This is a genomic window from Streptomyces sp. NTD91, from assembly GCF_059510455.1.
This window is the reverse complement of the sequence record NZ_JCAJZW010000060.1, coordinates 15,192-35,231: the sequence shown is the minus strand read 5'-3', so window position 1 is coordinate 35,231 and position 20,040 is coordinate 15,192. Positions and strand designations below refer to the sequence as shown.

Genomic DNA, 20,040 nt, shown 5'->3' with positions numbered 1-20,040 from the left:
GGGTTTCGTCCGGATCAGCCCGGGTCCGTGACGCGGGGGACGGCACCTCGCCGCGTTGCCGGACCACCCGGGTACGCCGAGTACGCGGGTGCACCGCACCGGACGCCGCGGCCTGTCCGACCTGATCCGGACGAAAAGGCGCCGTCGCGCCTCGCGGCGCAGCCACGTCGGCGGGCAGGCGCAGCCGCGTCGGCGGGAGAGGTTCAGGTCTCTTCCTCCACGATGTGCACCGCCGCCTCCTCCGCGCCCGCCGCTCCCCCGTCGATCCCCACGTCCCGGGCGATCTCCTCCTTCGTGGTGTCGGCGTGCGCGCCCTCGTCGGGGGCGACCAGGCGGCCCGCCCGGGCGTCGCCCGCCTCGGGGTCGACCGGCTCGCCCTCCCCGCCGGGCAGGTCGCCGATCCCGTCGTCGACCGATGGCTGCGCGTCGGGGACTTCCTGGGCAAGGCGTTCGTCCAGGCTCTCCCCCGCATGCTGCTCGGCGGCGGTGGTGCCTCGCCTGGTGACACCCAGCGGGCGTTCCGGTGGGGAGTAGCCCTCGTCGAGGACGTCGTCGTAGGTACGTTCGTCGACCGCGTCCTCGAGGTCCAGGGGGTTGGCGTCCTGCTGTTCCTCGTCGGTGCCGGTGGGCTGGTAGGCGTCGTCGGCCATCGGGTTCTGTTGGGACTGCTGGTCGCTCATGGTCGCCTCCCTCGTGGATCGCGGGCGGTCCCCGTCCGCGTTTCCCGCAGCGGGGCGGCTAACCCCCTCGGACGGCGACCGGCTCAGTCGGCGGACTGCTCGGCCAGGGCCGCCGACCACTTCTCCTCGATGCGGCCCGCCTTCCACACGAGCAGAGCGATCGCCCAGGTGGCGAAGAACAGGCCGACGATGACGAAGCCGACGACGTTGAGATCGAGACCCGAGATCCAGTCCCAGAACGCGCCGTGCAGACCGAGCTTCTCGACGAGGAGGCCGAGGAGTTCGACCGTGCCGATGATCAGCGCGACCGCGATGGACAGGCCGGTGATGGTGAGGTTGTAGTAGACCTTGCGGACCGGCTTGGAGAACGCCCACTCGTAGGCGAAGTTCATGAACGAGCCGTCGATGGTGTCCAGCAGGGACATGCCGGCGGCGAAGAGCACCGGCAGGCACAGGATGGCGTACCAGGGCAGGCCGGATGCGGCGCCGGAGCCGGCGAGGACCAGCAGGGCGATCTCGGTGGCGGTGTCGAAGCCGAGACCGAAGAGCAGGCCCAGCGGGTACATCTGCCACGGCTTGCGGATCGAACCGGTGACCCTGCCGAGCAGGCGGTTCATGAAGCCGCGGTTGTTGAGCTGCTGCTCCAGGGCGGCCTCGTCGTAGGCGCCGGAGCGCATCTGCCGGAAGACCTTCCAGATGCCGGCGAGGATCACGAGGTTGATCCCGGCGATGAGGTAGAGGAAGGTGCCGGAGACCGTCGTACCGATCAGGCCGGTGATCTCGTGGAGGTGCGAGTTGTCGTCGCGGACCGGTCCGGCGAGGGTCTTCAGGCCGAGCGAGAGCAACAGGGAGAGGCCGAAGACGACGCTGGAGTGACCGAGGGAGAACCAGAAGCCGACCGACAGCGGCCGCTGTCCCTCGCCCATCAGCTTGCGGGTGGTGTTGTCGATCGCCGCGATGTGGTCGGCGTCGAACGCGTGCCGCATGCCGAGGGTGTAGGCGGTGACGCCGATGCCGATGCCGAAGGTCTGCGTGCCGACGCTGAAGTGCTGGGGCGCGATGATGCCGACCAGGGCGCCCCAGCCGATGATGTGCAGGGCGAGCACGAAGGCCGCCATCCCGGCCACCCTGGTCCGTTCCCGCCGCGTCATGGAGTTGCGGACACGATGCCAGGCCGAGCGCTTGGCGTCGGCCTGGGCGGGCAGGGACGGAGCGGAACCAGGGGCGGCCGTCATCGGGTGGGTCGTCCTTCGAGGTGCGGGTACGGCTGCACAGCACAGCCTTGCGCTATCCAACCGCACTTGCAACTAATGCGCAATAACGGACGGCCAGGTCAGGTGGCGAACATGCCCCGGCCCAGCCAGTCCTTGCCGTCCCGGACTCCGGGCAGGGCGAAGAAGTAGCCGCCGCCCGTCGGGGAGATGTAGTCCACCAGGGGCTCGTCGATCAGCCGGGTCTGCACCGCCTCGAACTGGCGCCTGAGGTCCTGCTGGTAGCAGCAGAACACGAGACCCATGTCGAGGTTGCCGACGTTGTCCACGCCGCGGTCGTAGTTGTAGCCGCGGCGCAGGATGCGGGAGCTGTCGGTCTCGGGCCTGCGTGGGTTGGCGAGGCGGATGTGGGCGTCCAGGGGGATGGCCGCGCCGTGCGGGTCCTTGGCGTAGTTCGGGGTGTCGGTCTCCCTGGCACCGTCGAGCGGGGCACCGGTGTCCTTGCGGCGGCCGAACATCTTCTCCTGCTCGGTGAGCGAGACCCGGTCCCAGAACTCGACCAGCATCCGGATGATCCGGATGACCTGGTAGCTGCCGCCCGTGGTCCAGACGGGCTCGCCCTGCCCGTCGCCGACCCAGACCAGCTTGTTCGTCTCGCGCGTGGAGGTGATGTCCGGGTTGGCTATGCCGTCCTTGAAACCCAGCAGGTTGCGCTGGGCGCCGGTGGGGCGCGGAGCGTTCTGGAAGCCGTCGATGCGCCACTTGATCTGCATGCCGCCGCGGGTGTGCCGGGCGATGTCGCGCAGCGCGTGCAGCACGGTGTCCTGGCTCTGCGCACAGATCTGCAGGGACAGGTCGCCGTGGCACTCGTCCGGGTTCAGGTTGTCGTTGGGGAAGGTCCGCATCGGGGTGAGCCGGGCCGGCCTGGCCTTGGCCAGGCCGTAGCGGTCGTCGAAGAGGGAGGCGCCGACGCCGACGGTGACGGTGAGGCCGTCCGAGGGGACCTGGGGGCCGAGGATGCCGTTGTCGGAAGGCGGCGCGCCGACGCCGAGGTCGGTGGGGGCGCCGCCGGAGGCGAGGAAGCGGGCCCGCTCGGTGATCGTCTTCAGCAGGTCGACGAGGCCCTTGCGGTCGTCGGCGATGACGTTCAGCGAGACGAAGGCGGCGGCGGTCGGCGCCGGGGTGACGATGCCGGCCTGGTGGGCGCCGTGGAAGGGGACCTTGGCCGAACCGTCCGGGCCGCTGCTCTGGGCCTGGGCCGTGCCGCCGGCCTCGCCGAGGGCGAGGCCGCCGCCGGCCAGGACCGCTCCGGCGGCACCGGCGCCGAGCGCGGTCCGCACGAAGGAGCGGCGGGCGGGCCCGACGGGGCAGGCCGACGGTTCGGCAGTGGACATGGCGGGGTTCCCTTCGGGGTGTGCGGAGGACGGGTGCGCGGGGGGCATCAGGCGGACTTCCGGATCTCGAGCAGGTCCGGGATCGGGGCGAGGTCTTCCAGCAGCTGACCGGTGGCGCCGTCGAGGCGCTGCCTGTCGCTGGCGGCGAGCTTCTCGACGGGCGTCCAGCCGGCGCCGTGGTGGGCGGCGTCCAGGAGCTTCTGCACGCGGGCGACGTCCGCGTCGACCGTCGGCAGCAGCTGGGGGGCGCGCTCGGTGAGCAGCGGCTCGAGGACGGTGAGCAGCTCGCGGGTGCCGGCGAGGTTGGCGTCGGCGGTGGCGAGGTTGGTGCCGCTGCCCTCGTCGGTGTCGCCGGTCAGCTCGAACTGGAGGGTGTTCTCCAGGATCTCGTGCGCGCGCAGCGGCAGGTCGCCGGGGTCGAAGTCCTGGGACGGGAAGGCCCGCCGCAGGCCAGCGGCGTCCGTGGCGAGGTGCCGGGCGGGGCCGGTCAGGTCCTCGGCGGACTGGCCGTGCCACAGGCCGTACTCCAGGCGGAGGAAGCCGGTGAAGTCCTTGTCCCGCTCGCCGTCCGGCAGCCCGTCGGCCCGGCCGTCGATCTTCTTGTCGTAGTCCTCGAAGGTGCCGTAGGCGGCACCCAGGGAGGCGTAGGTGCGGTGGGCGGTGAGCCAGTCGCTGCGGGCCTTGCCGAGCTGGTTGTGCTCGATGTCGTCGGCGAGGGTGCGGGTCTGGGCGCGCAGGGTGTCCAGGCCGTGCTCGACGTACGACCTGTAGGCCTCAAGGGGCGCGGCGAGGTCCTGCTCGGAGACGGGGACGACCGGCTTGGCCGCGCCGCCGCCGCCGCTGACGGTCACCGGCCTGGAGGTGACGGCCTTGCCGCCGGTGGGCACGCAGCGCCAGGCATAGCTGCCACCGGCGACGGTGGCGACGAGGTCGCGGGTGGTGCCGGGGGCGAGGCCCTCGATCTCGCCGTAGACCGCGCTGGTCGACGGGTCTATGAGGTACACCTCGGAGGTCTTGTCGCCGGTGTTGTGCATCTGGAACGTCTGCCGGCCGGGCCTGGGCGCGGCGAAGCCCTTGCCGCACTCGGTCTCGGAGACGGCGACCGTCTGGTCCCCCGCGGGCTTGGGCCGGGACAGGGCGACGACGAGTCCCGCCACGACGACGGGCACGGCGACCACGGCCGTCGGCACCACCCAGGCCGGCCGGCGCCGCTCGGACCGGCCGGCCTCCGGCTCCCGCGCGGGGCGCTCCTCGGCCTGCTTCGGGGCGGTGGCCCGCACGCCGCGCACGAACAGGGTCATCACGACGGCCAGGTAGCCGGCGTAGGCCACCGTCTGCAGCCAGGTCATGGTCGGGGTGAGGTTGAGGACGCCCTGGACGAGAGTGCTGTACCAGGAGCCGGCGTCGACGCTGCTCGCAAGGTCGACCGCGTACGCGGTCCCGCCGGGCAGCACGCCGCCCTCCTGCAGGTCGCGCAGCCCGTAGCCGAGCACGCCGGCCGCGATGACGATCAGGACGGCACCGGTGGCGGTGAAGAACCTGGTCAGGTTGATCTTCAGCACCCGCCGGTACAGGCCCCAGCACAGGCCGGCCGCGAGGACGAGGCCGATACCGGCGCCGGCCAGCGGTCCGGCCGACTCGCCGGCCGCCCGGGCGGTGGTCCACAGGAAGAGGGCGGTCTCCAGGCCCTCTCGGCCGACTGCCAGGAAGGAGGTGAGGATCAGCACACCCGAACCCATGGCGAGGGCGCCGGTCACCTTCTCCCTCAGCTCTCCGGAGAGGTTGCGGGCCGAGCGGCGCATCCAGAACACCATGGCGGTGACGAACGCGACGGCGATCACACTGAGGGTGCCGCCGAAGGCCTCCTGAGCGGTCTGCGGCATGGAGGCGGCGGTGAAGGTGAGCACGGCACCGAAGCTCATCGCCACGGCGACGGCGGCAAGGACACCGGTCCACACCTGGGGCAGCCGGGAGCGCGCCTCGGCCCGTACCAGGGTGGCGACAAGGATGGAGACGATGAGTCCGGCTTCCAGTCCCTCCCTGAGTCCGATCAGGAAACTCGGAAACGCGTCGTCCCACATGCCCTGCCGCCCTCCCTGTTGGTTAGTGAAGGCATACCTTACCTCGCATCGTCATGGCCGTGGCCAGGTGGTCGGCACGGCCACAAAGCGGCAACGGGAAAGTAAAGTCCAGGAACGTTCGCCGCTCCCCGTTCGTCTGCGGTCCGGCAGACCGTCTACAAATGTGTAGTCGGATGTTGTCGAGGCAAGTCGAAGGAAAGGGCGTACGGCGATGGCCACCCCCCCACACCTGGCGTCGCAGCTCGCGGTCAACGTGCTCGACGCCCATTCGCTGCTCGCCGCCTTCGGCGTGCTCGGCGTCGGCGTCGTGCTCTTCGCGGAGACCGGGCTGCTGATCGGATTCTTCCTGCCCGGCGACTCCCTGCTGTTCACCGCGGGGCTGCTGTGCACGGGGACGTCCGCCAGTGGGGTGCACCTGTCGCTCGGGCCGCTGCTCGTGGCGGCGGCCGTCGGCGCGCTGGCCGGCTCGCAGTGCGGGTTCCTGCTCGGCCGGAAGGCGGGCGGCGCGCTGCTGGCCCACAGTCGGTCGGTGAAACTCCGCGAGGGTGCGCAGCGCGCCGAGGAACTGCTGGAGCGCTACGGCTACGCCAAGGCGATCGTGCTGGCCCGCTTCATCCCGGTGGTGCGCACGGTGCTGAACCCGCTGGCGGGGGCGCTCGAGGTCCCGGCCCGGACCTTCACCTTCTGGCAGGTGACGAGCGGTCTGGTGTGGAGCATCGGCCTCACCCTCGCGGGGTACGCGCTGGGCTCCTCGATCCCGAACGTCGACAAGTACCTGCTGCCCGTGATCGCGCTGATCGTCGTCGTGTCCGTGCTGCCGCTCGCCGCCGAGGTGCTGCGCTCCCGCAGGGCGGCCAGGGAGACCCGATGACGTCGCTCGCCCTCTCGGGCTCGTCGGTCGACGGGCCGCTCTACCTCGACGTGGTGGACCTCGCCCACCGCTCCCCCGGCTGGCTGGACGACGCGATCGCCGTGTGGTCGGCCTACGGTGTCGCGGTGTTCGCGCTGCTCATGCTCGTGGGCTGGTGGCGGGCCCGCCGCGACGGGGCGAGCGCGGCCATGACGGCGCTGGCCGTGCCGGTGGCGGTCGTGGTGGCGTTCGGCGTGAACAGCGGCGTCAAGTCGCTGGTCGCCGAGGACCGGCCGTGCCGCCATCTGGCCTTCCGCACGCTGGAGGCGTGTCCGGCGCGCGGCGACTGGGCGTTCCCGAGCAATCACACGGCGGTCGCCTGCGCCGCCGCGGTCGCTCTGTTCTTCGTCTCGAGGCGGCTGGGCGCCGTCGCCTCGGTGTGCGCGGTCGCGATGGCGGCCTCCCGGGTGTGGGTCGGGGTGCACTATCCGCACGACGTCGTCGCGGGGGCGGCGCTCGGCGGACTGGTCGGCTGCCTGGCCATGGTCGTGCTGCGGCGATGGCCGGCCCGCCTGGCGGAACGGCTCGCACAGACCCGGCTGCGCCCCCTGCTCGTGTCGGGAGCCACATGAGGTTCGGGCACCCCGTCGAGTCGGCGGGCGCGGCGGCCCTGGGCGCCTGGTCGGCGTTCGGGGTGCTGGCCGCGGTGGTGGCGCACGGCCACGCGCCGCTCCACCTGGACCAGCACCTGCTGTCCTGGTCCGTGGGACACCGTCCGCCGGTGGCGGTCGCGGTGGCCCGCGGGCTGACCGACACGGGCACGGGCGTGGTGCCGTACCTGCTCGTGGTCCTGGCGGGGCTGGTCGCGGCGCGCACCGCGCGGCAGCGGCTGGTGGCCGTCGTGCTCGGCGTCCTGTGCCTGGGCGCCGGCCAGGCGCTGCGGTACGGCGTCATGGAGCTGATCGCCAGAACCCGGCCGCCGCAGTACGACTGGCAGACCGAGGCCTCCGGCTGGTCGTTCCCCTCCGGTCACACGACCACGAGCGCGCTGTCCGCCGGCCTGCTGATCACCGCCCTGTGCCTGCGCGCGCCACGCGGCCGGGGCGTGCTGTGCCTGCTGGTCGCGTGCTGGGGGGCGGGGGTCGGGCTGACCCGGGTCTTCCTGGGCGTGCACTGGTTCACCGATGTGCTCGGCGGCTGGCTGTTCGCCGTCGGCTGGCTCGGTCTCCTCGCCCTCGCGGCGGCGCGGTGGCTGCCCGGGCGATACGTCCCGCGTGCCCCCCAGCCGGGCACGCCCCACCCGAACGACGCGGCCCGCGGGCCGGTGGAGAGAGATGCGCCCCAGGATCCTCATCGTCGAGGACGATCACGCCCTGCGTGACGTACTGCGCCGCGGACTGCACGACGAGGACTTCGACACGGTGTGCGCAGGGGACGGGGCCACCGCCCTGCGGCTGGCGACCCCCGCCGTGTCCGCGGTCGTGCTGGACGTCGGCCTGCCCGACGCCGACGGCCGCGACGTGTGTCAGGCCATGCGTGCCAACGGCTTCCTCGCCCCCGTCGTCTTCCTGACCGCGCGTCAGGGGCTCACGGACCGGCTGTCCGGCTTCTCGGCCGGCGGCGACGACTGTCTGCCCAAACCGTTCCACCTCGCGGAACTGGCCGCCCGGCTGCGCGCCGCGCTGCGCCGGGCCACACCCCCGGCCGCTCCCGCCGCCGCGGGCGGACTCGTCCTGGACGCCGTCCGGCACGGCGCCACCGTGTCCGGTCGGCGCGTCGACCTCACGCCGACGGAGTTCCGGCTGCTGGCGGCGCTCGGCGCGGCGGGCGGGGAACTGGTGCGCCGCCGCGATCTGCTCCGCGCGGGCTGGCCGGAGGGAGCACTGGGCAGTGACAACACACTGGACCAGTATCTGACCCGGCTGCGCCGCAAGCTGCGCACGGCGGGCGGCGACCGGACCATCGCCACGGCACGCGGGGTCGGCCACCGGCTCACATGACCGTGACCGGCCGTAAAAGCCCTCCGCCGCCCGCGTTCGGCTGTTACCGAGCAACGGCGTACGGCTCGAGGCGACCAACGACCCACCGGGTGTGCCCGAGTCCTTCACCGGGCGGCTCTTCCGGCCGACGAGCGGGCCGATCCGACCGACGGACACTACGGGGCCGGCCTCGGCCCGCTCCGCCGGCGGCGAGGTCTCCCACGGCCCCGGAGACCGGCCCGGGGCCCCGGGCCGACGGCGTCGGGCGGTCCGCTCGGACGGCCGTTCCCGTGTGGCGTTCTCGCGGGTCACGACGAGGAAGGGCACCGGGCCGAGGACGACGGCGCGGAAGAGCACGCCGGGGGCTGCGAGAGGTGGTCGCCGACGAAGGCGCCGGGCGGCCGGGGAGGAAGCAGGCCGCCGGGAACTCCGCACGGCGTCGAGACGGAGCCCGAACCGGCGGCGAGCGCGACCGGGCATCCCGAGCGTCGGCGCAGGGGTCAGGGCGTGGCGTGCGGGCCGTCCGGGCGCGTGCTGCGGCGTTCGACCATCTCCCGGCTGAGGTCCCCGGTCTCCGCCTCCGGCAGCCGCTCGAAGCCGTCCTCGGTGATGACGCAGACGACCGGGAAGATACGGCGGTTCAGGTCGGGGCCGCCGGTGGCCGAGTCGTCGTCCGCCGCGTCGTACAGCGCCTGGAGCGCGGCGAGGGCGGCCTCGCGCCGGGTGAGGGCCGGCCGGTAGAGCTTCTTCAGAGCACCCCGGGCGTACGGGGAGCCGGAGCCCTCGGCGCAGAAGTCCCGTTTCTCGTACAGGCCGCCTGCCGCGTCGAAACCGAAGATGCGGCCGCGCCCGCCCTCCGGTGCGGTGACGTCGTACCCCGCGAGCAGCGGGACCACGGCGAGGCCCTGCATGGCCTGGGCGAGGTTCTGCCGGATCATGGCCGCGAGCCGGGTCGCCTTGCCGGCCAGGGTCATGGGTGTGCCCTCGATCTTCTCGAAGTGCGTGAGCTCCACCTGGTACAGCCGCACCATGTCGAGGGCGAGGCCGACGGTCCCGGCGAAGGCGACGGCCGTGAAGTCGTCGGCGGGGTGCACCTTCACCAGGTCGCGCTGGGCGATGAGATGACCCATGGTGGCCCGGCGGTCGCCGGCGATCAGCACGCCGTCGCGGTAGGTGAGGGCGAGCACCGTGGTGCCGTGCGGGAAGGCGCCCGGCACCGTCCGTGTCCCGCCGGGCAGCACGGGCGTGGTGGGCACCAGGCCGGGGCGGTGCGCGGCCAGGAACTCGGTGAAGGACGACGTCCCCGGAGTGAAGAACGCCTCGCTCGGCAGCCCCGCCGCGTCGTTCCCCCACATGGCTTCTCCCCCTCCGCTACGGCGCCCTCACCCGAGTCCTACCTGCGGTGGGCGCGCGGGAAACGCCGGCCCTCACAGGGCCCTGCGCCGCACCATCACGCCGAGCACCAGCAGACCCGGCAGCAGGGGCAGCCAGACGGTCAGCAGCCGGTAACCGAGCACGGCGGAGGCGGCGGCAGCGCCCGGGGCGCCGGAGACGGTGAGGGCGAGCGCGAGCGCCGCGTCCAGGGAGCCCAGGCCGCCCGGGGTGGGCAGCAGGGCCGCGGCGCTGCTCGCGGCGAGGTACAGCAGGGCCACCTGGAGCGGGGGCAGCGGCAGTCCGATCGCCTGGGTGACGGAGATCACGACCAGGGAGTGCAGCGCGGCGAAGGCGAGGGAGCCGCCCCACAGGGCCGCGGCCCGGGCGGGACTCGTGTGCAGGGCCCGCAGGTCGGTCAGGACCGCCGACAGGGCTCGGCGGCAGCGCGCCCACCAGGGCGTGGCCGGCAGGACGGCGAGCAGTACCAGGCAGCCCAGGGCGACGGCCAGGGCCGTCGGGGTGAGGTGCGGCAGGCGCAGCAGGCCCGGGCAGGCCGGGGCGAGCAGGGCGATCAGCGCCATCCGGACCGCGCCGCCGGCGCCGGCCTTGACGGCGAGGGCACTGGCCGAGCGGCCGGCGGGCAGTCCGCAGCGCATCAGGAACCTGAGGTTCACCGCGCCCGCGCCGAGCCCGGCGGGCAGCAGATGGTTGGCGGCGGAGGCGGCGAACTGGGCGGCGACCAGACGGGACCCGGGCAGCCGCCGCACCACCGCGCCCTGCTGGGCGAGCGCGGAGGCCGCCCAGGTGCCGAGGGCCGCCGTCGCGCCGACCAGCAGCCAGCCCTGGTCGGCTCCGGCCAGCCGCCCGGCCCCGCTCTCGAGGGTGGCCCAGTGCCGGTGTGCCAGGTACAGCCCGCCGAGCAGGACGGCGACGAGAACACCGGCGTGCCAGCAGACGCGCCGCCGGCCGAGGGCCACGACGACTTCCGGCGAGGAGGTGACCGGCCGGTCCTGGGCGGCGAGCGGGGACGTCATCGGCCGCTCCCGGGTACGGAGTAGTACAGCCGCTGACCGTCGAGCGGCTCGGACGGCCAGGCGCGGGCGTATGCGGGCGGGCGGGCGCCGTCGGGCACCAGCGTCGCGACCGGGATCCGCCGGGCGGTCCCGGTGATGGCCGCCTCGGTGCTGTTGGCGTTGTGCCCGGAGGTGGCCGCCGAGGCGCAGCCGGTGTGGAAGGCGACGGGGACGGCGTCTCCGCCGGTGAGCAGGCAGGGCGGGCGGACGCCGAGGCGGTGCAGGGCGGCGGCGGTGCGGGACCAGCCGCGGTGGTCCCGGGTGGTGTTGCCGACCGTGTTCTCCAACACGGCGAGCTGGACCGCGAGATGGGCGGCGAGTCCGAGGCAGAGCAGGGTCACGACGACCGGGCGCCAGGGCCGGCGCGGCGCGGTGACGAGGTGCATCAGCGCGTCCGCGACCGGGAGTGCGAGCAGGGCGTAGGCCGGCAGCAGAAAGCGCGGGGCGGCGTAGTCGATCAGGAACAGGTACGGGAAGGCGGCGGTCACCGCGCAGGCGAACGGCAGCAGGGTGGCCGCCGTACGCCGGGCGCGGACGGCGACGACGAGCCCGAGCAGCGCGAGCAGGGGCAGGACGAACCACCACACGGTGACGACCGGGTCGGGCAGGGCGCCGGTGCACGGCCGGCACAGCGCCCGGCCGCCGAGGCTGCGCAGCTGGTCGACCACGGCCGGGTGCCAGCCGAGGCCACCCTGGATCGCCGAGCCCTCGGACAGCCGGTGCAGCGGACCGCGGAAGCGTGCGTACGCCTCGATCACCCATTCGGCGGCCCCGGCCGCGAGCCCGGCGAGCAGTACCCACAGCGGTCGGCGAGGGTTGCGGGCGAGGCCGAGGGCGAGGAGCGGCAGCACCGCCCAGACGGCGTCCATGGGCCGCATCCACGCCATGAGGGCGGCACTCGCCGCCAGGCCCCACAGCGCTGTCCGGTCGGACCGGTCGGACCGGACGCGCAGGAAGCAGCCGACGGCGGCCAGGGCGCCGACGGCGACCCAGTAGTTGGGCATGGCCTGCGGGCCGTAGAAGAGGGTGACCCACAGGGACGCGTAGAGGGCACCGGCGACGACGAGGACGCGCACCGGGAGCAGGCCGCGCCAGACGCGCAGGGCCAGGTACAGGGCGAGCCCGGACAGGAGCGCGAGGTAGGTCCGCAGCAGTGCGGTGGAGGTGGACCAGGAGGCGACGGGCGCGACGAGCAGCGAGACGCCGCGGGCGCGCGGGGCGCTGAAGAAGGCGGCGGGCGCCTGCGGGCTGACCTGGCTGACGTACACGGTCTCGTCCCAGCCGAGGCCCATGCCGGGCCGGACGAGGAGCAGTTGGGCCAGGACGAAGACGGCCGCCACGGCGGCGAGCGGGGCGGTGGGCCGCAGCCGCGGGCCGGCGGACGCGCGTCGGGCGCGCTCACGCCGCAGCCCGGCGAGTGTGGCGTGCGCGCTGCCGGCCATCATCACCCCTCATGCCCCGCGATCTGCGGAGCCCATGTCACCCTACTGTTTGTAGGGTCGAGGACGGGAGTCGGGAAAACACGCCAAGCAAGGTGAGAACACCGCAAAGCAAGGTGAAAACACCGTCGAGCCGCGGGGAAAACATCACCAAACTATCCCGAACCCTGGTCTTTCACCGGGCGGACAGGGCCATCCGGCCGATGGCACTACGCGCTGTAAGGTTGGGGCATGGCTGGCACAGGGTCCCGCGGCAGGGCGGAGCGGCGCAGCGCCGGTGCGCTGGAGAGCGAGGTGCTGGCCACGCTCTGGGCCACGGACCGGCCGCTGACCCCGGCCGAGATACAGGCCGAGGTCGACGGGGCGCTCGCCTACAACACGGTGCACACCATTCTCAAACGCCTGTACGACAAGGGGCTGGTGCTGCGGGACGCCGCCGGCCGGCGCGGCGCGTACCGGCCGGCGAAGAACGCGGCGGAGCTGACGGCACAGGCGATGCACGAGGCCCTGGACCGGGGCCCGGACCCGATCGCCGCGCTCCAGCAGTTCGTGACCGGGCTGAGCCCGGAGGAGGAGCGGGCGCTGCGGGAACTGCTCGCGGGGGACGGCGCATGAGGTACGACGTGTACACCCCGCTCGTGCTGTCGCTGCTGTTGTCCGTGGCCGGCCCGCTGATCGTCCGGTGGGTCGCCCCGGCCCTCGCCGCGCGCGTGCTCACCTCGGCGGCCGTGCTGACGGCCGCCGCCACCACCTGGTCGCTGGTCCTGCTGGCCGCGGCGCTGCTCGGCCAGGCGCCGCCGTTGCTCCGCGAGGCCCGCGAGGACGGGCACCCGGTGACGGATCCGGTGCCCGGGGCCATCGGTGTGGCCGCCTGTCTCGCTCTCGTGGCGGTCGGCGTACGGGTGTACCGGGCCGTGCGCGCCGAGCGGTGCATCCGGCGGGCGCTGCGGCGGATGTGCGCGGGGCACCCGCCGGACACGGAGCTGATCGTCGCCGACTCCACGGTCCCGCAGGCCTTCGCGATCCCGGGCCGGCCCGGCCGGATCCTGGTCACCTCGTCGATGCTGAGCGCTCTGGGGCCCGCCGAGCGCCGGGTGCTCCTCGCCCACGAGCGCGCCCATCTCGCCCACCGGCACGGGCCCCTGGTCACCGCGGCGACGCTCGCCGTCGCGGCCGACCCGCTGCTGCGCCCGGTGCGTTCGGCCGTCGCGTTCCTGGTGGAGCGCTGGGCGGACGAGCAGGCGGCGTCGGCGGTCAGTGACCGGCGGACCACCGCCCGGGCGCTGGCCCGGGCCGCCCTCACCGCCGGCCGGAGCAGCGCCTGCACCCTCGGCTTCACCGACCGGGCGGTCTCCCGCCGGATCGCGGCCCTGCAGACGAGCCCGCCGCCACGGCTGTGGCCGGCCGCGGCGGCCGTCCTCCTCCTGGGCGCCCTCTCCACGCTCCTCGCCGCCGACGCGACGGGGGACCTGCTGCGGCAGCTGTCCGGCGTCCTCGGCTGACAGCGCGCCCCCGAACGGGCGCGACGCTCTGCGGACATGCGACGCCGCAACGACGGGAGTCCCCCCTGGGCTCGGGCCGAGCCGAGACCTCGGGGAGCCACCTGCCGCCGCGGCGCCGCGAACGTCCGGCCCCCCAGAGGGCCCGTCCGACAATTCCCGTCTGCCGCGCGACCAAGTGCGTCCAGTACGAGGGCCTCGGGCCGGCGCGCCGAGAGCACGCACCTGACGCCGCGCGGCCGCCCTTCGGGCAACGACGCGAATCGTCGGACAGACCCTGACCCAGCCCTAACCCCCGTTCGGCGCCCGATGCGGCGGCTGCTCCGGCGTAGGTCGGCGCACCACCGGCGGCACCGCCCGTACGGTCGGCCCGTCGGTGCTCACGGTGAGCGGCTCGTCGTGGTGCCGCAGGTTCAGCGGCGGCCCGTCCAGCAGCGCGTACGTCGCCTTGTCCGCGCCGATGTCCACGCGCAGCCGCCGGCCCCGGAACTCGACGTTGAAGGCGAGCCGACTGAGCCGCTCGGGCAGCCGCGGCGCGAATCGCAGGCGCTCGCCGTCGCGGCGCATCCCGCCGAAGCCCGCCACCAGCGCCATCCAGCTGCCGGCCAGCGAGGCGATGTGCAGCCCGTCCCGGGTGTTGTGCTCCAGGTCCCGCAGATCCATCAGGGCCGCCTCCGTGGTGTAGGCCCAGGCGAGGTCGAGATGGCCCGCCTCGGCGGCGACGACGGCCTGGCAGCACGCCGACAGGGAGGAGTCCCGGACGGTCAGCGGCTCGTAGTAGGCGAAGTTCCGGGCGACCTGCTCGTCGTCGTACCCGGCGGCGAAGAAGTCGCCGCAGGTGTACATGGCCAGTACCAGGTCGGCCTGCTTGACGACCTGCTTGCGGTAGAGGTCGAAGTAGGGGAAGTGCAGCAGCAGCGGGTACTGGTCCGGGCGTGTGCCGGTGAAGTCCCAGCGCTGGTAACGGGTGAACCCGGCGTGCTGCTCGTGCACGCGCAGTTCGTGGTTGTAGGGGATGTGCATGGCCTCGGCGGCGTCCCGCCAGGACGCGGTCTCCTCCTCGTCAACGCCGAGGCGGGCAGCCTCACGCGGGTGGCGTTCGGCGGCGTCGGCGGCGGCGAGCAGGTTCTGCCGGGCCATGAGGTTGGTGTAGGTGTTGTCGTCGGCGATCGCGCTGTACTCGTCCGGGCCGGTGACACCGTCGATGTGGAAGACCCCGTGGGCGTCGTGATGGCCCAGGCGGCGCCACAGCCGGGCGGTCTCCACCAGCAGTTCCACGCCCGTCTCGCGCTCGAACCCGGTGTCGCCGGTGGCCTCGACGTACCGGACCACCGCGTCGGCTATGCCGGCGTTCACATGGAAGGCGGCGGTGCCGGCCGGCCAGTACGCCGAGCCCTCCGGTCCGGCTATGGTCCGCCAGGGGAACGCGGCGCCCGCGAGACCGAGTTGCGCCGCGCGCTCCCGGGCCTCGTCCAGGGTGTTGTACCGCCAGCGCAGAGCCTCGGCGACGGCGGCGGGGGCGGTGTGGGTGAGCACGGGCAGCACGAACATCTCGGTGTCCCAGAAGGCGTGCCCGTCGTAGCCGGAGCCGGTCAGCCCCTTGGCCGGGACGGCGCGCTGCTCGGCGCGGGCCCCGGCCTGCAGGACGTGGAACAGGGCGAAGCGGACCGCCTGCTGGACCTGCTCGTCGCCCTCCACCTCGACGTCACCGCGGGCCCAGAAGTCGTCCAGGCAGGCCCGCTGGTCGGCCAGCAGGCCCTGCCAGCCGTCGTGCGCGGCGGCGGCGAGCGCGGCGTCGACCTGGTCCGCCATGGCGGGCAGCGAGCGGGTGCCGGACCAGCCGTGGGCGACCAGTTTCTCCACCCGCAGGGTCTGCCCGGGCTCCAGTACGGACGTGACCGTCAGCCGGGCCACGTCGGTGCCGCTCTCGCTGCGGGTGGTGGTGCGCTCCGGGCCCCTGACGACGTGATCGGCGGCCACGGCCACCCTCAGGCCGCTGCGCCGGGTGCGGTGCACCAGCCTCAGCCGTTCGCCGGAGGCGAAGTGGTCCTCCTGCTCCAGCGGCGACTGCAGCGCCATGGCCGCGCGCGGGTCGCCGTCGGACGCGGGCAGGCTCTCGTTGGCGACCAGCTCGGACTGGATCACCACCCGGCTGCGGTCGCCGACGGCCTCGACCTCGTACGCGACCGCGGCCATCGCGCGCTGGGTGAGCGACACCAGCCGGGTCGAGCGCACCCGGACCGTGGACCCGGCCGGCGAGGTCCACTCACAGGTCCGCTCCAGCACCCCGCGGCGCAGGTCGAGAACCCGTTCGTGGCTGAGGAGCCGACCGTAGCGCAGGTCGAAGGGCTCGTCGTCGACCAGCAGCCTGATGATCTTGCCGTTGGTGACGTTGATGACCGTCTGACCGGACTCGGGGTAGCCGTACCCGGCCTCCGCGTACGGCAGCGGGTGTACCTCGTGCACGCCGTTGAGGTAGCTGCCGGGCAGGCCGTGCGGTTCGCCCTCGTCGAGGTTGCCGCGCCAGCCGACGTGCCCGTTGGACAGCGCCAACACCGACTCGCTCTGGGCGAGCAGGCCGAGGTCGAGGGCGGTCTCCCGGACGGCCCACGGCTCCACGGAGTACGACCGGTCGGTGATCACTGCTTGCCTCCCAGCTCGGCGAGGTCCTTCACCACGATGCTCGCGCCGTGCGCGTACAGCGCGTCGCTCTGGCCCACGCGGTCCACGCCGACGACATAGCCGAAGCCGCCCGAGCGGCCCGCGTCCATGCCGGCCAGCGCGTCCTCGAAGACGGCCGCCCGGGACGCCTCGACGCCCAGGTCGTGGGCGGCGGCGAGGAAGGTGTCGGGGTGCGGCTTGCCCGGCAGGTGCCGGGTGGCGGCGACCACGCCGTCGATCCGTACGTCGAAGAGGTGCTCGGCACCCACGGAGCGCAGCACGTCCCGGCAGTTGGCGCTGGAGGAGACGATCGCCGTGCGCAGCCCCTCGGCGCGGACCGCCTCCAGATACCGCAGGGTGCCCTCGTAGGCCTCCACCCCGCCGGTGCGGATCCTCTCCAGCAGCAGGGTGTTCTTGCGATTGCCGAGGCCGTACACCGTACGGGCGTCCGGTGGGTCGTCGGGGACGCCGTCGGGCAGGTGGATGCCGCGCGAGTCGAGGAAGGCGCGGACGCCGTCGGCACGGGGACGGCCGTCGACGTACTCGTCGTAGTCGGCGACCGCGTCGAACGGCCGCCCCTGCTCCCCCGGGTAGTCCCGAAGGAACGCGTCGAACATCTCCTTCCAGGCCGCCGCGTGCACGACGGCCGTCTTGGTGACGACCCCGTCGAGGTCGAACAGACAGGCCTGGATTCCGTCGGGCAGACCGAGCTGAGTCATACCGGCACTGTTCCCCATGAGCCGCCTTCCAGTGAGTGGTACACGCCACACGATTGCGCAAACTCCTGGTGACACACTCTGCTGTGTGCCGCTGACCTTCGACGACCTCCTCGATCGTGCCCGTGGCCTGGTCCGGGACGGCCGGCGCGCCCTGCTGGGCATCGCGGGCAGCCCGGGTGCGGGCAAGACGACGCTCGCCGAGCGTCTGGTGCGGGCCTTGAACGCCGACGGGCCGCCCTGGGCGGCGCAGGTGCCGATGGACGGCTTCCACCTCGCCGATGCGGAACTGGACCGGCTCGGCCGCCGGGACCGCAAGGGCGCGCCGGACACCTTCGACGCCGCCGGGTACGCGGCGCTGCTGCGGCGGCTTCGCGAGGACACCGACGAGGTGGTGTACGCGCCGGGGTTCGAGCGGATGCTGGAGCAGCCCGTCGCGGGCGCGATCCCGGTGCCGCCCGCCGCCCGGCTGGTGGTGACCGAGGGCAACTACCTGCTGCTGGCGGAGGGTTCCTGGGCGCGGGTGCGGCCCTGCCTGGACGAGGTGTGGTTCTGCGAGGCGGACGAAACCGAGCGGATCCGCCGACTGGTCGCCCGGCACGAGGAGTTCGGCAAGGACCATGAGACGGCCGTGGCCTGGGTCATGGGCACGGACCAGCGCAACGCCGACCTGGTGGCGACGACCCGGGGGCGCGCGGACCTGGTGGTACCGGACGCGCTGCTGCGGCCGCCGTCCCGTGCGGCGGAGATCCGGTCGACGCCGACGGGGCAGGGACGGGACTGACCGGTACCTGCGGGCCTGTGTTCGCACGAGGTGGGACGGCACGGTTCTCGGGCGAGGCGGGTGCGGCGGCCGGGGCTCTCGACGCCGGCCGGGGTTCGAGCGCCTGCCCGGGCATCCCGGAGGTCACCGTGCGGGCCGCCGGCAGTGAAGCACCTGGCCGCGCCGGGGACTTCGGCGGTGCTGTCCCTGCGCCTCGGCGGCGAGCGGCCGCCGGCCGAGGACAGCGTCCCGCCGGTCGTCGGCGCCCCGGCTGCGCGGCCGGTTCACCCGGGTCGAGATGAACTCCGAGCGGCTGCGAGCCGTACCCGTGTACACGGCAGAAGGTCTGTCGGTACGACTCGTGCAGCGGTGACGCCCACGGCGGCGGGAGCGGTGCGACAGTAGGGCCATGACGGGGCCCACGACCGTTCCCCCCGCCCCTCGGCCGGCGCCACCGCGGGGCGGATGATGGCGCGCGAACAGCACCTGGTCCTCACCCGTGAGCCCTCCGCCGCGGGGCGGCGGCCGGCTCCGGGCCGTCGCGCGTACGCCTGGCTGCGCCGCCGGCGGCGGTGGCTGGTGCCGCTGCTCGCTGCGCTGCTGCTCGCCCAGATGGCCGCGGCGATGGTCACGACGGCCGTGCAGCAGACCCCCACCATCGACGAGCCGGTGTACGTCGCGACGGCCACGGACTATCTGCACGAGCACCGGATCCGCTACAACCCCGAGCATCCGCCGCTGGGCAAGCTGCTGATCGCCGCCGGTGTCGCGGTGGCCGACCCGCACTACGACCCGTCGTACACCGGTACGCAGGGCGGGGTGGGCCGGCATCTGCTGTACGAGTCGGGCAACGACCCCTGGCGGGTGATGCTGTGGGCGCGAGTGCCCGTGATCGTGCTGACGCTGCTGTCCGGGCTGGTCGCCTTCGCGTTCACGAGGGAACTGACCGGTCCCGCGGGCGCGTTGGTGGCGCTGGCGCTGTACGCCTTCTCCCCCGATCTGATCGCCCACGGCTCACTGGCCACGCTGGATGTGCCCATGGCCGGATTCGTGCTGACGTCGGTCTGGCTGGTGTGGCGTGCCCGCCGGCGGCCCGCACTGTACCTGCCCCTGTCCGGCGCGGCTCTGGGCGCCGCCCTGGCGACCAAGATGAGCGCTCTGCCGGCGGTCCCGGTGCTGATGGCGCTGGCAGCGATGTCCGTGCTGGCGTCACCGGCGCACCGGCCGGAGGCGGGCACGCACTCGACGGGCGGACCGGGAGCGGACCTCTCCGGGGGACGGGACACGCGCCCGGCCGCGGAGCCCCCGGGGGACCGCCGCCGCAAGGCGTTGTCGGCACTCGCGGGGGCGGTCGTGGTGGCGGTGGTGGCGGTCGCCGTCGTCTGGGCCGCGTACCTCGCCGTCGACCCCCGCCTGCGGTTCTCCCCCGCCGAACCGGTCCCGGCGCTGCACGGGCTGCGCGGGCGGCTGGTGGACCTGCTGCCGCTGCCTGACGCGTACCGGGCGGGGATGCGGGTGCAGTTCGCGCTGGAGGCGTACCCGTGGCAGGGGTATCTGTTCGGGCATCTGTACACCGGCTCGCTCTGGTACTACCTGCCGGCCGCGCTGCTGGTGAAGACGCCGCTGGGGCTGCTGGTCCTGGGCGCGGCCGGTGCCACGGCGGTCCTGGCGGTTCGCCGCCTGCGGCCCGCGGCGCCGTATCTGCTGCTGCCGCCCGCGGTGCTGCTGGCGGCGGCGATGACGGCGTCGCGGGACTTCGGGACGAGGTACGCGCTGTTCGTGCCGATGTTCCTCGCGATGGCGGCGGCCTGCGTGCCACGGCCCGGCCGGCGGTGGACGGCCGGCGTGACGGCGGCGCTGGTGCTGTTCGCGGCCGTGAGTTCGCTCAGGACGTTCCCGTACTACCTGCCGTACTCCAACGAGGCCTTCGGCGGCCCCGCCCGCACCCACCGGTTGCTGCACGACTCCAACGTGGACTGGGGGCAGGACCTCGGCCGGCTCGCCCACCGGCTCCGGCAGCGGTATCCGGGCGAGCGGGTGTGGCTGGTGTACAAGGGCAGCGGCGTTCCGTCGTACTACGGCATCCGTGCCGCCGATCCGCGCGGGGTGCCGCCGGAGCGGGTGCACGGCCTGCTGGCGGTGTCGGACTCCGCGCTGGCCAAGGCGCACGGACGGCTCGCCGAGCTGGTGGCCGGCAGCCGCCGAGCCGGTGACGTGGGGCATTCGATCAGTCTGTTCCGCCGCTGAACCCTCCTGCTCGCGCCCCGGTTCCTGACGGTGGGTGAGCTATGTTGAGTGCTTGTGGCAGACAAAGGAGGCG

17 protein-coding genes are annotated in these 20,040 nt (G+C 73.7%); 8 read left to right on the top strand and 9 right to left on the bottom strand.

Annotated features, from left to right (window positions below; translation table 11 throughout):
* Positions 1–203: 203 nt before the first annotated feature.
* The 4 genes from AC5WRT_RS35770 to efeU form a co-directional block, all read right to left on the bottom strand.
* Positions 204–680, bottom strand: a complete 477-nt coding sequence (locus tag AC5WRT_RS35770) for a DUF5709 domain-containing protein (RefSeq protein ID WP_496098355.1) — start codon at positions 678–680, stop codon at positions 204–206.
* An 83-nt stretch (positions 681–763) separates the two neighbouring features.
* Positions 764–1,915: a Nickel transporter NicT gene (nicT, locus tag AC5WRT_RS35765; protein WP_496098354.1), complete on the bottom strand. Its 1,152-nt coding sequence runs from the start codon at positions 1,913–1,915 to the stop codon at positions 764–766.
* 98 nt (positions 1,916–2,013) lie between these two features.
* The gene (efeB, locus tag AC5WRT_RS35760; protein WP_496098353.1) at positions 2,014–3,285 is read right to left on the bottom strand and encodes an iron uptake transporter deferrochelatase/peroxidase subunit; all 1,272 of its coding nucleotides are present in this window, start codon (positions 3,283–3,285) and stop codon (positions 2,014–2,016) included.
* Positions 3,286–3,332: 47 nt separating this feature from the next.
* Positions 3,333–5,366 (bottom strand): iron uptake transporter permease EfeU, encoded by a 2,034-nt coding sequence (efeU, locus tag AC5WRT_RS35755; RefSeq protein ID WP_496100959.1) that lies wholly within the window; start codon positions 5,364–5,366, stop codon positions 3,333–3,335.
* Between the two features lie 211 nt (positions 5,367–5,577).
* Between efeU and AC5WRT_RS35750 the strand changes: the two genes are divergently transcribed.
* From AC5WRT_RS35750 to AC5WRT_RS35735, 4 genes are read left to right on the top strand one after another with little or no spacing between them, the layout of a single operon-like run.
* Positions 5,578–6,237, top strand: a complete 660-nt coding sequence (locus AC5WRT_RS35750) for a DedA family protein (RefSeq protein WP_496098351.1) — start codon at positions 5,578–5,580, stop codon at positions 6,235–6,237.
* Positions 6,234–6,848 carry a phosphatase PAP2 family protein gene (locus AC5WRT_RS35745; RefSeq protein ID WP_496098350.1) on the top strand — a complete coding sequence of 205 codons (615 nt, stop codon included), beginning with the start codon at positions 6,234–6,236 and terminating at the stop codon, positions 6,846–6,848. The genes AC5WRT_RS35750 and AC5WRT_RS35745 overlap by 4 nt, the downstream gene beginning before the upstream one ends.
* Positions 6,845–7,597: a phosphatase PAP2 family protein gene (locus AC5WRT_RS35740; RefSeq protein ID WP_496098349.1), complete on the top strand. Its 753-nt coding sequence runs from the start codon at positions 6,845–6,847 to the stop codon at positions 7,595–7,597. Before AC5WRT_RS35745 ends, AC5WRT_RS35740 begins: the two co-directional genes overlap by 4 nt.
* Positions 7,551–8,216: a response regulator transcription factor gene (locus tag AC5WRT_RS35735; protein WP_496098348.1), complete on the top strand. Its 666-nt coding sequence runs from the start codon at positions 7,551–7,553 to the stop codon at positions 8,214–8,216. Before AC5WRT_RS35740 ends, AC5WRT_RS35735 begins: the two co-directional genes overlap by 47 nt.
* 479 nt (positions 8,217–8,695) lie before the next feature.
* On the opposite strand, the gene prcB is transcribed toward AC5WRT_RS35735, so the two are convergent.
* From prcB to AC5WRT_RS35720, 3 genes are all read right to left on the bottom strand, one after another.
* A complete protein-coding gene (gene prcB, locus AC5WRT_RS35730; protein ID WP_496098347.1) occupies positions 8,696–9,550 on the bottom strand; it encodes a proteasome subunit beta in 855 nt (284 codons plus the stop codon).
* 72 nt (positions 9,551–9,622) lie between these two features.
* A complete protein-coding gene (locus AC5WRT_RS35725) occupies positions 9,623–10,603 on the bottom strand; it encodes a lysylphosphatidylglycerol synthase domain-containing protein (RefSeq protein ID WP_496098346.1) in 981 nt (326 codons plus the stop codon).
* Positions 10,600–12,084 carry a hypothetical protein gene (locus AC5WRT_RS35720; RefSeq protein WP_496098359.1) on the bottom strand — a complete coding sequence of 495 codons (1,485 nt, stop codon included), beginning with the start codon at positions 12,082–12,084 and terminating at the stop codon, positions 10,600–10,602. Before AC5WRT_RS35720 ends, AC5WRT_RS35725 begins: the two co-directional genes overlap by 4 nt.
* A 228-nt stretch (positions 12,085–12,312) precedes the next feature.
* On the opposite strand from AC5WRT_RS35720, the gene AC5WRT_RS35715 reads away from it, so the two are divergent.
* Both AC5WRT_RS35715 and AC5WRT_RS35710 read left to right on the top strand, forming a co-directional pair.
* Positions 12,313–12,696 (top strand): BlaI/MecI/CopY family transcriptional regulator, encoded by a 384-nt coding sequence (locus AC5WRT_RS35715; protein ID WP_496098345.1) that lies wholly within the window; start codon positions 12,313–12,315, stop codon positions 12,694–12,696.
* Complete coding sequence (locus AC5WRT_RS35710) at positions 12,693–13,583, top strand: M56 family metallopeptidase (protein WP_496098344.1); 891 nt, start codon at positions 12,693–12,695, stop codon at positions 13,581–13,583. The genes AC5WRT_RS35715 and AC5WRT_RS35710 overlap by 4 nt, the downstream gene beginning before the upstream one ends.
* Before the next feature lie 285 nt (positions 13,584–13,868).
* Here AC5WRT_RS35710 and AC5WRT_RS35705 read toward each other — a convergent pair whose 3' ends face one another.
* Together AC5WRT_RS35705 and AC5WRT_RS35700 are read right to left on the bottom strand one after the other, a co-directional pair.
* Positions 13,869–16,223, bottom strand: coding sequence for a glycoside hydrolase family 65 protein (locus AC5WRT_RS35705; RefSeq protein ID WP_496098343.1), 2,355 nt, complete (start codon positions 16,221–16,223; stop codon positions 13,869–13,871).
* On the bottom strand, positions 16,220–16,960 hold the full coding sequence (locus tag AC5WRT_RS35700) for an HAD family hydrolase (RefSeq protein WP_496098342.1): 741 nt from the start codon (positions 16,958–16,960) through the stop codon (positions 16,220–16,222). Before AC5WRT_RS35700 ends, AC5WRT_RS35705 begins: the two co-directional genes overlap by 4 nt.
* 85 nt (positions 16,961–17,045) lie before the next feature.
* On the opposite strand from AC5WRT_RS35700, the gene AC5WRT_RS35695 reads away from it, so the two are divergent.
* Together AC5WRT_RS35695 and AC5WRT_RS35690 are read left to right on the top strand one after the other, a co-directional pair.
* A complete protein-coding gene (locus tag AC5WRT_RS35695) occupies positions 17,046–17,741 on the top strand; it encodes a nucleoside/nucleotide kinase family protein (protein ID WP_496098341.1) in 696 nt (231 codons plus the stop codon).
* Between the two features lie 444 nt (positions 17,742–18,185).
* On the top strand, positions 18,186–19,967 hold the full coding sequence (locus AC5WRT_RS35690) for a phospholipid carrier-dependent glycosyltransferase (protein ID WP_496098340.1): 1,782 nt from the start codon (positions 18,186–18,188) through the stop codon (positions 19,965–19,967).
* Positions 19,968–20,040: the final 73 nt, after the last annotated feature.